The organism is Brevundimonas sp. (assembly GCF_030656255.1).
Classification (GTDB): Bacteria; Pseudomonadota; Alphaproteobacteria; order Caulobacterales; family Caulobacteraceae; genus Brevundimonas.
Window position 1 is genome coordinate 51,071 of sequence record NZ_JAUSOE010000049.1, and the last position, 13,733, is coordinate 64,803.

Annotated in this window: 12 protein-coding genes; 9 read left to right on the plus strand and 3 right to left on the minus strand. The window is 66.3% G+C overall.

Annotated elements, in window-relative coordinates:
* Positions 1–21 precede the first annotated feature (21 nt).
* The 3 genes from Q7J26_RS05550 (at position 22) to Q7J26_RS05560 (ending at position 5,097) form a co-directional block, all read left to right on the plus strand.
* Complete coding sequence (locus tag Q7J26_RS05550; protein ID WP_370651915.1) at positions 22–678, plus strand: hypothetical protein; 657 nt, start codon at positions 22–24, stop codon at positions 676–678.
* 112 nt (positions 679–790) lie between these two features.
* The gene (locus tag Q7J26_RS05555) at positions 791–1,891 is read left to right on the plus strand and encodes an efflux RND transporter periplasmic adaptor subunit (protein WP_304935503.1); all 1,101 of its coding nucleotides are present in this window, start codon (positions 791–793) and stop codon (positions 1,889–1,891) included.
* Positions 1,891–5,097: an efflux RND transporter permease subunit gene (locus tag Q7J26_RS05560; RefSeq protein ID WP_304935514.1), complete on the plus strand. Its 3,207-nt coding sequence runs from the start codon at positions 1,891–1,893 to the stop codon at positions 5,095–5,097. Before Q7J26_RS05555 ends, Q7J26_RS05560 begins: the two co-directional genes overlap by 1 nt.
* 4 nt (positions 5,098–5,101) lie before the next feature.
* On the opposite strand, the gene Q7J26_RS05565 is transcribed toward Q7J26_RS05560, so the two are convergent.
* On the minus strand, positions 5,102–5,620 hold the full coding sequence (locus Q7J26_RS05565) for a cytochrome c family protein (protein ID WP_304935504.1): 519 nt from the start codon (positions 5,618–5,620) through the stop codon (positions 5,102–5,104).
* 153 nt (positions 5,621–5,773) lie between these two features.
* On the opposite strand from Q7J26_RS05565, the gene Q7J26_RS05570 reads away from it, so the two are divergent.
* Genes Q7J26_RS05570 through Q7J26_RS05580 form a run of 3 tightly spaced genes read left to right on the plus strand, consistent with a single transcriptional unit; the run spans position 5,774 to position 8,694 of the window.
* A complete protein-coding gene (locus Q7J26_RS05570; protein WP_304935505.1) occupies positions 5,774–6,040 on the plus strand; it encodes a FeoA family protein in 267 nt (88 codons plus the stop codon).
* On the plus strand, positions 6,040–7,908 hold the full coding sequence (locus Q7J26_RS05575; RefSeq protein WP_304935506.1) for a ferrous iron transporter B: 1,869 nt from the start codon (positions 6,040–6,042) through the stop codon (positions 7,906–7,908). The genes Q7J26_RS05570 and Q7J26_RS05575 overlap by 1 nt, the downstream gene beginning before the upstream one ends.
* Positions 7,909–7,941: 33 nt before the next feature.
* A complete protein-coding gene (locus tag Q7J26_RS05580; RefSeq protein ID WP_304935507.1) occupies positions 7,942–8,694 on the plus strand; it encodes an A24 family peptidase in 753 nt (250 codons plus the stop codon).
* Here Q7J26_RS05580 and Q7J26_RS05585 read toward each other — a convergent pair.
* Positions 8,691–9,317: a TetR/AcrR family transcriptional regulator gene (locus Q7J26_RS05585; RefSeq protein ID WP_304935508.1), complete on the minus strand. Its 627-nt coding sequence runs from the start codon at positions 9,315–9,317 to the stop codon at positions 8,691–8,693. The two genes, Q7J26_RS05580 and Q7J26_RS05585, sit on opposite strands and share 4 nt — an antisense overlap.
* A gap of 149 nt (positions 9,318–9,466) precedes the next feature.
* Positions 9,467–10,942, minus strand: coding sequence for a D-alanyl-D-alanine carboxypeptidase (locus Q7J26_RS05590; protein WP_304935509.1), 1,476 nt, complete (start codon positions 10,940–10,942; stop codon positions 9,467–9,469).
* A 274-nt stretch (positions 10,943–11,216) separates the two neighbouring features.
* Here Q7J26_RS05590 and Q7J26_RS05595 point away from each other — a divergent pair, with 274 nt between their 5' ends.
* The 3 genes from Q7J26_RS05595 to Q7J26_RS05605 all read left to right on the plus strand — a co-directional run.
* On the plus strand, positions 11,217–11,687 hold the full coding sequence (locus Q7J26_RS05595; RefSeq protein ID WP_304935510.1) for a phasin family protein: 471 nt from the start codon (positions 11,217–11,219) through the stop codon (positions 11,685–11,687).
* A 171-nt stretch (positions 11,688–11,858) separates the two neighbouring features.
* The gene (gene clpS, locus Q7J26_RS05600) at positions 11,859–12,188 is read left to right on the plus strand and encodes an ATP-dependent Clp protease adapter ClpS (RefSeq protein ID WP_035309618.1); all 330 of its coding nucleotides are present in this window, start codon (positions 11,859–11,861) and stop codon (positions 12,186–12,188) included.
* 13 nt (positions 12,189–12,201) lie between these two features.
* On the plus strand, positions 12,202–13,733 hold a 1,532-nt coding region (locus Q7J26_RS05605; protein ID WP_304935511.1), incomplete at its 3' end, for an AAA family ATPase.

Here is a 13,733-nt window from a genome sequence, read left to right on the forward strand (position 1 = left end):
GCGATCGTCAAATACGAGACTATGCGCGCCGAAACGGGCTTCGATCCTTCAGGCGAAGAACTGCCTCTGGGCGCCGACCGCACCGATACGACGCTGGGTCTGTTCGCCGAATACGGGCTGACGGATCGTCTGAGCCTACAACTGAAGGCCGATTGGCAGCAGGGGGAGGACGCCTTCGTCGATTATGAAGGGCGAGGACCGATCGAGGTCGGGGCGACCTGGCAGGTCTGGCGCGACGATCACAATGCCGTCAGTCTTTACGGCGGTTACACCCGTGCGGGCGAGGGACGGAACGCCGGCTACGCCGCGCCGGGCGTCGGCGAACACGACTGGGAGGCGCGGGTCTCAGCGGGTCGGTCCTTCGGCGATGTCGGCGCGCGCTGGGGCATGGATCAGTCCTTTGTAGAGCTTCAGGTCGCCCGTCGGCTGCGCGACGGCCTGCCTCATGAAACCCGCGTGGACGCTACTCTGGGCGGCCGTATTGGGGGCGAATGGCTGGTGATGGGTCAGGCATTCGGCGGCGCGGCGGACGGCGGCGCACGTTGGTTGTCGCTTGAGGCGTCCGTGGTGCGCGACCTAGGCGGATGGAGCATCCAGGCTGGTTGGCGTCAGACGGTCGCGGGTCGGGAGACGGCCATAGCCCACGGGCCGGTTGTGGCGATCTGGCGCAGGTTCTGAGAATAATCCCAGCGACGGATTTCAACGTAGACGACGTTACCAATAGGTAATGTTGCGCATGGCGGAGAGAAGCCGCTAAGCGTGCGCGTCCTCTGAATTGAAAGACCGTTGCGTGATAAAACGCCACTTTTTCCTGATCGCCGCGGCTGTTCTGCTGGGGCTGATGGTGCTGGCCGCTGTGCTGAAAGTCGCCTTTGCAGACGACGAGGCCGCCGGCCCGCCAGGCGGGGCGCGGCGCGGGGCCCAGCAGGTGTCAGAAGCCACCGTGTCCCAGCGGTCCTTCTCGGACCAGATCCGCGTCCTGGGCGTGGCGCGGGGGCAGCGGTCGGTCAACATCACCTCGTCCACGACCGAACTGATCACCCGCGTCCTGTTCACCGACGGCCAGACGGTGTCGGCAGGCGCGCCCCTGGTCGAACTGCAGGCCCGTGAAGAGGACGCGGACATCATCGAGGCCCGCGCCAACGTCGCCCAGGCCCAACGCGAGTATGACCGCTACAAGGCCCTGGCGGATCGCGGGATCGCGCCGCAGGTCCTGTTGGAACAGGCTGAAACAGCGCTGGAGACCGCGCGCGCCTCGTTACAGGCGGCGCAGGCGCGCCGTGGCGATCGGGTCATTCGCGCGCCCTTCGCCGGGACCCTGGGCCTGACCACGATCACGCCAGGCACACTGATCAATCCGGGCGCAGTCATCGCGACCCTGGACGACACATCGACCATCCGCGTCGATTTCCCCTTGCCAGAGCGTTACCTCAACGTCCTGCGCCCCGGCGCGTCGATCACAGCGACGGCCGACGCCTATGGCGAGACGCCGTTCCAGGGGCGGATCGCCCTGATCGACACGCGCGTGAACGAAACCACCCGCGCTGCCACGGCCCGCGCCGAGTTTCCCAATCCCGGCGGCCGCATCCGCCCCGGCATGCTGCTGCGCGTCGTGGTCCAGCAGGGCCAGCGCCAGGCGCCGGCCGCGCCTGAATCCGCCGTCCAGTACGAAGGGGCGGGCGCCTTCGTCTATCGCATCGCCGCCGGCGCCGAGGGCTCGACCGCCCAGCGGGTCGAGATCGTGGCCGGCGCCGTCGAAAACGGCTTCGTCGAGATTCTGTCGGGCGTCGATGTCGGCGACCGGATCGTCGGGTCGGGCCTGAACCGGATCCAGCCGGGTGCGCCTGTCAGCGTCGCCGGCGCCCAAGGCCAGCGGGCCGCCGCCCGATGATGCTTTCCGATGTCTCGGTCCGGCGCCCGGTCTTTGCGGCGGTCGCCGCCATCGTCCTGTGCGTGATCGGGGCCGCCGCCTTCTTCTTCCTGCCCGTGCGCGAGCTGCCGGACGTGGATCCGCCCATCGTCTCGGTCAACACCTCGTACGCCGGGGCGTCGGCCGAGGTGATCGAGAGCCGGATCACTGAGCCCATCGAGCAGCAGATCGCCGGCATCCAGGGCGTCGAACGCATCAACTCGACCAGCCGCGACGGCCGGTCGAACGTGAACATCGAGTTCTCGCTGGACCGCAATATCGACGACGCCGCCAATGACGTGCGCGACCGCGTCAGCCGCGTCGTGGGCCGCCTGCCGGACCAGGCCGATTCTCCGGAAGTGGCCAAGGCCGATTCCGACAGCCAACCGATCATCATCGTCTTCCTGCGCTCGACGAGCATGAACCGGCTTCAGTTGACCGACTATGCCGACCGCTATCTGGTGGACCGGATGGCGACCGTGCCGGGCGTGGCCCAGGTCAACATCTATGGCGAGCAACGCTATTCGATGCGGATCTGGCTGGATTCCGCCGCAATGGCCGCGCGCGGCTTGACGGTCACCGACGTCGAAACCGCCCTGACCAACCAGAACGTCGAACTGCCCGCAGGTTCGCTGGAATCGACGGACAAGGACTATACCGTGCGGGTGGCCCGCACCTACGCCCGGCCTGACGACTTCCGCCAGTTGCCCATCGGCACCCGAGGCTCCGCCTCCGCCTCGGCCACTGTGGCGACCGGGACGGGCAGCGGCTCGTCGGCCATCATCCAGGGCCAACCGACCTATGTGACGCGCCTGGGCGATATCGCCCGGGTCGAGGAGGCGCCCGAGGAATCACGTCGTCTGTTCCGCGGCAACAGCCTGGACCAGATCGGTCTGGCCGTGACCCGTCAGGCCCAGTCGAACGACCTGGCCATCTCTGACGGCGTCCACCAGATGATCGACGAGATCCGGCCCAGCCTGCCGCCGGGCGTGACGCTGGAGATCGGGTCGGACAACTCCGTCTTCACCTCACACGCCATCGACGAGGTCTGGATCACCATCGGCATCTCGATGGCCCTGGTGGCCCTGGTCAACTTCATCTTCCTGGGCAGTCTGCGCGCCGCCCTGATCCCGTCCATCGTGGCGCCTATCTGCCTGCTGGCGACCTTCATCGTCCTCGCGCCCCTGGGCTTCTCGCTGAACCTGCTGACGCTGCTGGCCCTGGTTCTGGCCATCGGCCTGGTGGTCGATGACGCCATCGTTGTGGTCGAGAACATCCAGCGTCGTCTGGACCATGGCGAGCCGCCCCTGGTCGCGGCCGAACGGGGCGCTCGCCAGGTCTTCTTCGCTGTCGTGGCCACCACCATCGTCCTGTTGTCGGTGTTCGCGCCTTTGCTGTTCCTGCCCGGCTATGTGGGGCGTCTGTTCGTCGAACTGGCGGCGGCCATCGCCGCCTCCGTGGCCTTCTCGGCCTTCTTGGCGCTGAGCCTCTCGCCGATGCTGGCCTCCAAGATCCTGAAGCCGGCCCATGGCGGCGGCTGGGTCGCGCGCCGCGTCGACTGGGGCATGGACCGATTGAAGACCTCGTACGCGCGGTCGCTGGACATGCTGTTGGGCAAGCGGATCGCCGTCATCGGCGTCGGCGCCCTGATCGCCCTGGTGGCGGCGGGTGCAGGCGGCATCTTCCTGGTCCTGCCGAACGAACTGGTGCCGGACGAAGATCGGGGCCGGGTCACGGTGCGCGTCGCCGGACCTGAGGGGGCGGGCTTCGACTATACCCGCAAGATCATGATGGGATTGGAACCCCTGCTGGCCGAGTACAAGGCCAGCGGCGAGGCGGCCTCCTATCTGATCTCGGCGCCCGGCTTCGGCGGCGGCAGCTTTAACTCCGGCAACGGCGTGTTGAACCTCGCCGACTGGTCGATGCGGGACCGCACGGCCGCCGAGATCGCCCAGGAGCTGAACGGCAAGCTGCGTGGCCAGACGGACGCCCAGGTCAACGCCTCGACCCCCGGCGCCTTCCAGCGCGGGGGCGGCAACTCCAACTCGGTCGAGCTGATCGCCACGGGGACCGATTATCAGCAGATCTACAACTGGCTTCAGCCCCTGCTGACAGCGGCCCAGGCCAATCCAGGCTTCTCGCGTCCACGGCTGAATTACGAACCCAATTCGCCGCGTCTGCTGGTTGATGTCGATCCGCAGAAGGCCGCGGCGCTGGGCGTTTCGTCCCAGTCCATCGGGCGGACGCTGGAGACCATGTTCGGATCGCGGACGGCCACCACCTACATCAAGGGCGGGCAGGAGTATGACGTCATCCTGCAGACCGACCGCGACAACCGTCGCGAAGTGGCCGATCTGGAAGCGCTTTATGTCTCCACGGGCGCGGGCCAGCTTGTGCCCCTGTCAGCGGTGGTGACGACCAAGACCTCGGGCGACACGCCGGATCGTCGGCGTCTGGATCGCCAGCGGTCGATCTCGCTTCAGGCCGATCTGAACCCCGGCATGACGATCGACGACGCGATCCAGTTCCTCAGCGCCGAGGCGGCCAAACAACCGACGGGCGGGGTGATCACCCAGTGGGGCGGCGCGGCGCGCGATCAGCAGGAGGCGGGCGGCGCGGTGCTGGCGGCCTTCGGTCTGGCGCTGTTGCTGGTCTTCCTGGTGCTGGCGGCCCAGTTCGAGAGCTGGATCACCCCGGCGGTCATCATGCTGACGGTGCCGCTGGCGGCGGCGGGCGGTCTGTTCGGCCTGCTGATGGCCGGGTCCAGCCTGAACATCTACAGCCAGATCGGCCTGATCATCCTGATCGGGGTGGCTGCCAAGAACGGCATCCTGATCGTGGAGTTCGCCAACCAGTTGCGCGACCAGGGGCGGTCGATCCGCGAGGCGATCATCGAGTCGTCGTCGCTTCGCCTGCGGCCGATCATCATGACCTCCATCGCCACCGCATTCGGCGCCCTGCCGCTGGTGCTATGGCAGGGGGCGGGCGCCGGCAGCCGTCAGACCATCGGCGTGGTGATCTTCACCGGCGCCATCTTCGCCACCGTCCTGACCCTGTTCGTCGTGCCTGTGATCTATGGCGTCCTGGCGCGCTTCACCAAGTCGCCGGAATGGACCGCCCGCAAGATTGAGGAGTGGGAGGCCCAGGAGATGCGCGAGGGCGGACCCAAACCCATCGAGGAGGGCTGAAGGATCAGGAGGCGGGCGCCGCCGGCGTCTGGGGCTTGTAGCCCGTCTCCACCTTCAGGAAGGCGATGACGTCCCGGCGGTCCGTCGCGTCTGGCAGGCCGGGATAGTTCATCTTGTTGCCGGGCAGGAAGGTCTTCGGATTCTGCAGCCAGTGGTCCAGCTTTTCGGCGTCCCAGGTGAATTCCGACGTTCGCATGACGTTGGAATAGTTGAAGCGCGGCCGATCTCCCGCCTTGCGACCGAACACGCCGTACAGGTTCGGCCCCGCCAGATCCGGCCCGTCCTGACCGATCGTGTGGCATGAACGACAGCGGGCGAAGACGCGGCGGCCATTGGCCAGATCTCCGGCGTTGTAGGGGGCGGGCAGGGCGGCCAGCAGGCTGGCCTTTTCCGCATCCGTCGCGACGCGCGCCGGCTTGGCCGCCGGTCGGCCGTCGTCGCCAGCCTTGTTGGGGGCATTGCCCTGACCGCAGGCGGCAAGGGCCAGAATCAAGGGGACGGCGAGGGGGGTGAGACGGCTCATCAAGGGCTCCAGTTTCGCGCCAGATAGGGGAAACGCCGGGCGCGGCAATTGGTCAAGCTGTCCTGCTGGACGGAAGGGGCGCGCACCTGATAATCAGTGTCAAAGAAACGCGGAGTCGCCGGGGGGGCGGCGTCCGCCCGTGCGAGCCTAGATTTGACCGATACCATAAAGCTGAGCCAGGCCCGACGCGGCGATCAAGGCGTCATCACCCAGGTGGGCGCCCATTGTCATCATCAAGACGAGGCGGTCGAACTGGAGCGCCGCCTGCTTGAACTGGGCTTCGTCGAGGGCGCGCACGTCGAACTGCTGCATGAAGGCCTGTTCGGTCGCGATCCCATCGCGATCAAGGTGGACGACATGCGCGTGGCCCTGCGCCGCCACGAGGCCGCCAGCCTGACCATCCGGCTGGACGCCGCGTGATGGACATGGCCCTGAAGACCGCCCGCGTCGCCCTGGTCGGCAATCCCAACAGCGGCAAGACGGCCCTGTTCAACGCCCTGACCGGCGCCCATCAGAAGGTCGCCAACTACGCCGGGGTCACGGTGGAGCGGAAGGAGGGGCTGATCCGCGCCGCCTCCGGCCGGACCATGTCGGTGCTGGACCTGCCGGGCACCTATTCGCTGCGGGCTCGCAGCCCGGACGAGGAAGTCACCCGCGACGCGGTCCTGGGCCGTCTGGCCGGCGAAGTCCCGCCCGATGTGTTGGTCTGCGTGGCCGACGCCACCAACCTGCGCCTGATCCTGCGCCTGGTTCTGGAGCTGAAGGCCGTTGGCCGGCCCATGGTCCTGGCGCTGAACATGTACGACATCGCCCAGCGTCAGGGGCTGCGGATCGATCTGGAAAAACTGGGCGCCGAACTGGGCGTGCCGATCATCACCACGGTGGCGACGCGCAAGCGCGGCATCGACGATCTGATCGCCGCTGTCGAGACCCAGGTCGATGTCGCCGCCGCCAGCGAGAACCAGTGGCGCAGTCCCGACGCGACCGAGCTGCGCACCGCCGCCCGCGAGGCCGAGCGGATCATGAAGGCCTGTGTGCGTCCGCCCGAGCGGCCGGACACCCTGACGGGCCAGATCGACAGCGTCCTGCTGCATCCGCTGGGCGGCATGGTCATTCTTATGGTCATTCTGTTCGCCATGTTCCAGGCCGTGTTCAGCTGGGCCGCGCCTCTGATGGACGGGATCGAGGGAATTGTCGGATGGTTGGGCGCCGGCGTGGCCGCGCTCATTCCCGACGGCCTGCTGCAAAGTCTGATTGTCGATGGGATCATCTCGGGTGTCGGCAGCGTGCTGGTCTTCCTGCCGCAGATCCTGATCCTGTTCCTGTTCATCATCGCCCTGGAAGACTTCGGCTATATGGCGCGCGCCGCCTTCCTGATGGACAAGATCATGGGCGGGGCGGGGCTGCACGGCCGGGCCTTCATCCCGCTGTTGTCCAGCTTCGCCTGCGCCATTCCCGGCATCATGGCGGCGCGGGTGATCGATTCGAAGCGTGACCGGCTGACCACCATCCTGGTCGCGCCGCTGATGACCTGTTCGGCGCGGATTCCGGTCTATACGCTGATCATCGCCGCCTTCATTCCCAACGAGACCGTCTGGGGCTTCGTCAATCTGCAAGGCCTGGTGATGTTCGGCCTCTACGCCGCCGGCATCGTCAGCGCCCTGCTGGTGTCGCTGGTGATCCGCAAGGTCTTCTGGCGCGGGGCGGTCGAGCCCTTCATGATGGAGCTGCCGACCTACAAGGTTCCAGATTTCAAGAGCGTCGTCTTCAACCTGTGGATTCGCGCCAAGATCTTCATCAACCGCGCCGGCCGTATCATCCTGCCGCTGGTGATCATCCTGTGGGTTCTGGCGACCTTCCCCTATCCGCCCGAGAACGCGACGATGCCGGACATCGACTATTCGTTCGCCGGCATGATCGGCCGGGCGCTTGAGCCGATCTTCGCGCCTATCGGCTTCAATTGGCAGATGGTCGTGGCCCTGATCCCCGGCATGGCGGCGCGCGAGGTGGCGGTGGCGGCCCTGGGCACGACCTATGCGATCGCCGACGCCGAGAACGCCACCGGCCTTCTGGCTTCGACCCTGTCGGCGCAATGGTCGCTGGCGACGGCCCTGTCCTTCCTGGCCTGGTATATCTTCGCGCCCCAGTGCGTAGCGACCCTGGGCGTGGTGAAGCGCGAGACCAACTCGTGGAAATGGACCTGGATCATGATCGGCTACATGTTCGGTCTGGCCTATCTGGCCTCCTTCGTGACCTATCATGTGGCGGTGGCGCTCGGAGGCGGCTAAGCGGGGCCGGTTCTCCACCGACCGGACCTTGAGATGAGCCCTGCCGTCGCCGCCGTCGTCCTGGGCCTGCTGGGCCTGATCATCGGCAGCTTCCTGGCGGCGGTCAGCGTGCGCCTGCCGCGCGACGAGGACATCGTGGTCGCGCGGTCCCGCTGCATGGGCTGTGACCAGACCCTGAGGCCGTGGGAGCTGGTTCCCCTGTTCAGTTGGCTGGTTCTGCGTGCGCGATGCGCGCGTTGCGACGCGGCCATCTCGCCGCGCTATCCGCTGATCGAGCTGGGGGCCGCCCTGATCGGCGTCTGGGCGGGCTTCAGCGGGGCGTCCTGGCTAATGGTCGCCGCGACCGCAATCCTGGGCTGGCAACTGCTGTTGATCGCCATCATAGACGCCGAGAATTTCTGGTTGCCCGACGTTCTGACCTGGCCGCTGGCGGCGACAGGCCTGATCGCTGCGGCTCTGATCGACCGGAATTCAGTTCTGACGCACCTGATCGGGGCGGCGGTCGGCTTTGGCGGTCTTTGGCTGGTCGGCTGGCTGTACAAGGCGATCCGCAAGCGCGACGGCCTGGGCGGGGGCGACCCCTTCCTGTTCGCGGGCGCAGGGGCCTGGGTCGGCTGGTTGGGCCTGCCCAGCGTGCTGCTGTGGGCCTCGGCCGTCGGTCTCAGCCTGGTGTTCGGCATGCTGGTGGTGCGCCGGTCGGTCAGTGCGACGCAGAAACTGCCGTTCGGCGTCTTCCTGGCCGTCGGCATCTGGCTGACCTGGCTGTACGGGCCGCTCGGGCTCTAGCGCCCGGTCGTCAGCTTGACGATGATGATAGCGGCCGTGTCGAGAATGGCTTCGGGCGTATCGGCGCGGCGCAGCAGGTCGAAGCTGGCGGCGGTCGATTCGGCGATGGAGGCGATCTGGTACGAGGCCAGGCGGGGGCTGTAGTCCTTCGGATGCAAGCCCGCAGCATGGGCCTGGGCGACGCGGCGCTCGATCGCCAGGTGCAGGCGGCGCAGGCGACGCACCCGGCTTTCGACGAAGGCGGCCTCGCCGTTGTCGGCCAGCATGTGCTCGACCCGCAGCACCTGGCCGTGATCGCGCCAGATGGCCATGACATCCAGTATGAAGGCCCTGCCGATGCCGAAAGCCTTGTCGCCCGGCCAATCCGCCTGGAAATGGGCGGCAAGGCCCTGAAAGTCGGTCGCCGCCGCCTCGCACAGGGCCAGGACCGGCTCTTCGACCGTCTTGAAATAGGTGTAGAAGTTGGATGGCGACACCCCGGCGGCCGAGGCGAGGTCCGCCACGCGGATTTCGCCATAGTGCCGCTCGTTCAGCAGGGCGCGGGTCGCGTCGAGGATCGCCTGGCGCGTGCGACCGCCCCGTGCGCCGATCTTGTGCCCCAGCTTGTTGGTCGTGTCGGCCATGTCCTCGATGGTCGGAAACTGAACGGTGTCGTTCGCGGATATGATCCGCGAGATCCGCTTAGATAAAGGAAAAGAACGTCGTTCTCAGACAGTTCAGGGTATTTGAACCTCGCCGGAAAGACCAGCGCCGACGGCGATTCAGCCGCTTTTCAGTCGGGACGGATGACCATGCAGGTGACGCGACGTTCCGACAGGGCGTCGCAGGCGGCCTTGGCGGCGTCTTCGGTCAGGCCCGTGAAGCGTGAACGGTACCAGTCGCCGGCCGTCTGAACATTGCGCTCGGCGCTGGTGAACTGGGCGCGGAAACGGCGATTGACCTCGGCCAGCCAGTCGTTGGCGACCTTCTCATCGCGGAACGCGCCGACCTGAACCGCCCAGCGGCCAGACGGACGTGCGGCGGCGCGGGCGGGTTCGCGGGCGGGAGGCGGCGCCGCGCGGCGCGGCGTGGTCGAGGGCGCGACGGCGGCCCCGGACGGCGCGCCGTTCAGAGAGGCGGTGACATTGGCGGGCGCGCGGCGGGTCGGGACGGCGGGTTGGACTTGAGCCGGGGCTGCGGCGCGCTGAGTTGCGGCGGCGCTGCGTTCCGACGGCGAGGGCGTGATCCGCGTCGGCAGAGCGGCGGGCGCCGGAGCCGCCGTATAGGCGACGGCGCTGGACTCGGCTCCGATATCGTCTTCGTCATTGCCGATGGAGGCGTAGGCCACGGGCGCGCTGGGCGACAGGGACTCGCCGCCGACGCCGAAGCCGCGCTGTTCGAAGAAGGTCTGGGCGATCTGGATGTTTTCGCCCTGGCTCCGACGACGCTCGACCTCGAAGCCGGTGTCCATCAGTTCGGCGACGTGGGCGTTACGGCTGGCGCTGGATCGACCGCCGAGGACGACGGTGATCAACCGACGACCGTCGCGCACCGCCGAGGCCGCCAGATTATAGCCCGACGCATTGGTGTAGCCGGTCTTCATGCCGTCGTAGCCGTTTCCGGTCGGCAGCAGGCCGTTGGTGTTGCGATAGTTGCGACCGTTATAGGCCCAGTCATGCAGGCCGAAGTAGCTATAATACTGGGGAAAATCCCGCATGATGGCGCGCGCCAGGATCGCCTGGTCGTGCGCCGAGGTCGTCTGCCGTGCGTCGGGCAGGCCATTGGCGGTGAAATAGCGCGTCTGGGTCATGCCCAACTGTTGCGCCTTGGCCGTCATCTGGCTGGCGAACCGGGTCTCTGAGCCGCCGATATGCTCGGCGATGGCCACGGCCATGTCGTTGGCGGACCGCACGGCGGTGGCGCGCATGGCGTCGTCCAGAGTGATGGTCTGGCCCGCAGACAGGCCCAGTTTGGACGGCGGACGCGACGCCGCATAGGGCGAAATCGTGAGGACGTCGTCGGCCCGGACCTTGCCCTGCGACAGGGCCTCGAACGCCAGATACAGCGTCATCATCTTGGTCAGGGACGCCGGATATCGGCGGCTGTCGGCATGACGCGAGAACAGCACCTCGCCCGACGCGGCGTCGATGACGATGGCGGCGTAACGACTGTTTTCCTGCGACTGGGCCTCGATCGGCCTGACGTTCGCCCCAAGGACGAGCGAAAGCGCGAGAACGGCGAAAAGACCACGACGGAAAAAGGCGATCATGGGCGGTTACGACCCTCGGTGAGCTAGGGTGCGACAGGCCCCCCGGCCGACGCGATTAAAGGACTAGCATAGGAAACGGGGGTTTCGTGGTGGTTAACCGGCCGTCAACGAGAATTTGAAGCGTCGAACCAGGTTATCGCCGTTCATATGCTGCAGCGCACAAAAACCTTGAATCGCCTTCGCACTTGCAGCATAACAAGCGCAGGCGGGGTTCGTCTCGCGCCTCGATTTCGCCGTGCCTATTTCCCCTCTTCCTTCATCTGGAGACACGATCATGGCTGACAGCGCCGAAACCGTGAAGAAGACCGTCGAACAAACCGCCGCCAAGGCGAAGGCCCAGGCCGCCGAGTTCCAGGCCGCCGGCGCCAACGCCTTCCGTGAAGGCATCGAGAAGTCGGTGGCTTCGCTGGGCGAACTGAACGCTCACAGCAAGAAGAACCTCGACGCCATGGTCGAGTCGGCCACGGTCGCCCAGAAGGGCGCTGAAGCCCTGTCGCAACAGGCGCTCGGCTTCGCCAAGTCCGCCTGGGAAGAGGGCGTCGCCGCCAGCAAGGAACTATCGACCGCCCGTTCGGTGCAGGAGTTCTTCGAGCTTCAGACCAGCTGGGCCAAGAAGTCCATGGAACGCTATATGTCTGAAATGACCCGGACGAACGAGATCGTCACCGCAACGGTTAAGGACAGCCTCAAGCCCATCAACGAGCGCGTCACCGCCTCGGTCGAGACCTTCCAGGCCGCCCGCTGATTTTGCGGCGATCCTGAAACGGATTCGAAAGGCCCCGGGGTTCGCCCCGGGGCTTTTTTCGTTCTGGGGCCGTGGTTTGCGCTTCACGAAACCTGTGACTGGACGCCGCTTCAATTCAGGCCATCATTCCCTATCTGATAGAGAAGACGACTCCCCGATTACGGAACACGAATGCCCATACAAAGGCCCGGTGAAAACGGGGGAGGCGCAGGCGCCGCCACCGTCACCGAAACAAAGCCGAAGCTTCAAAAGCCCTCGCTCTATCGGGTGCTGATTCTGAACGACGATTATTCGCCGATGGAATTCGTCGTCTATGTGCTGGAGCGGTTCTTCCAAAAGAGCCGGGAAGAAGCCACCCGCATCATGCTGCATGTGCATCAGCATGGCGTGGGCGTCTGCGGCGTCTTCACCTACGAGGTCGCCGAGACCAAGGTCGCGCAGGTCATAGAGACCGCGCGCCGCCACCAGCACCCTCTGCAATGCACGATGGAAAAGGACTGAGAGGAGCCTCCCTATGCCTTCATTTTCCCGTCCTCTCGAAGAAACCCTGCACCGCGCAGTCGGCTACGCCAACGCGCGCAGGCACGAGTATGCGACGCTCGAGCACCTGCTGCTCGCGCTGATCGACGATCCTGACGCGACCGGGGTCATGAGCGCCTGCAACGTCGATCTGACCGCGCTCAAGGCCGCCCTGACGCTCTATGTCGATAATGATCTCGCCGCTCTCGCCACGTCCGACGGCGAAGACGCCAAGCCGACCGCCGGTTTCCAGCGCGTGATCCAGCGCGCCGTGATCCACGTCCAGTCCTCCGGCCGCGAGGAGGTGTCCGGCGCAAACGTGCTGGTCGCCATCTTCTCCGAACGCGAGAGCCACGCCGCCTACTTCCTGCAGGAGCAGGACATGACGCGGTATGACGCGGTCAACTTCATCGCCCACGGCATCGCCAAGAAGGCGGGCGCTGGCGAAACGCGTCCGGCCAAGGGCTCTTCGCCCGAAGAGGCGGAGGATCAGTCGGCCGTCAAATCCGGCGGCGAGGCGCTTCAGGCCTATTGCGTCGACCTCAACGAGAAGTCGCGCCAGGGCAAGGTCGATCCGCTGATCGGTCGCCAGGCCGAGGTCGAACGCTCGATCCAGATCCTGTGCCGCCGCACCAAGAACAACCCGTTGCTGGTCGGCGACCCCGGCGTCGGCAAGACTGCCATCGCCGAAGGCCTGGCCCGCAAGATCGTCAACGGCGAGGTGCCCGACGTCCTGAAGGACGCCACCATCTATTCGCTGGACATGGGCGCCCTGCTGGCCGGCACCCGTTATCGCGGCGACTTCGAGGAGCGGCTGAAACAGGTGGTCAAGGAGTTGGAGAGCCACGATAACGCCGTGCTCTTCATCGACGAGATCCATACGGTGATCGGCGCCGGCGCGACGTCGGGCGGGGCCATGGACGCCTCCAACCTGCTGAAGCCGGCCCTGGCCTCGGGCTCGCTGCGCTGCATGGGTTCGACGACCTACAAGGAATATCGCCAGCACTTCGAGAAGGACCGCGCCCTGGTGCGTCGCTTCCAGAAGATCGACGTCAACGAGCCGACGGTCGAGGATACGGTGAAGATCCTGAAGGGTCTGAAGACCTATTACGAGCAGCACCACAAGGTCCGCTATACCGACAGCGCCATCCGCACCGCGGTGGATCTGTCGGCCCGCTACATGACCGACCGCAAACTGCCGGACAAGGCGATCGACGTGATCGACGAGGCCGGGGCGTCGCAGATGCTGGTGGTCGAATCCAAGCGCAAGAAGGTCATCGGTCAGAAGGAAATCGAGACCGTCATCGCCAAGATGGCCCGGATCCCGGCCAAGTCGGTGTCCAAGTCCGACACCGAGGGGCTGCGCCAGCTCGAGCCCGATCTGAACCGGGTCGTGTTCGGCCAGTCCTCGGCCATCGAACAGGTGTCCGCGGCCATGAAGCTGGCCCGCGCCGGTCTGCGCGATCCGCAGAAGCCGATCGGCGCCTTCCTGTTCAGCGGCCCGACGGGCGTGGGCAAGACCGAGGT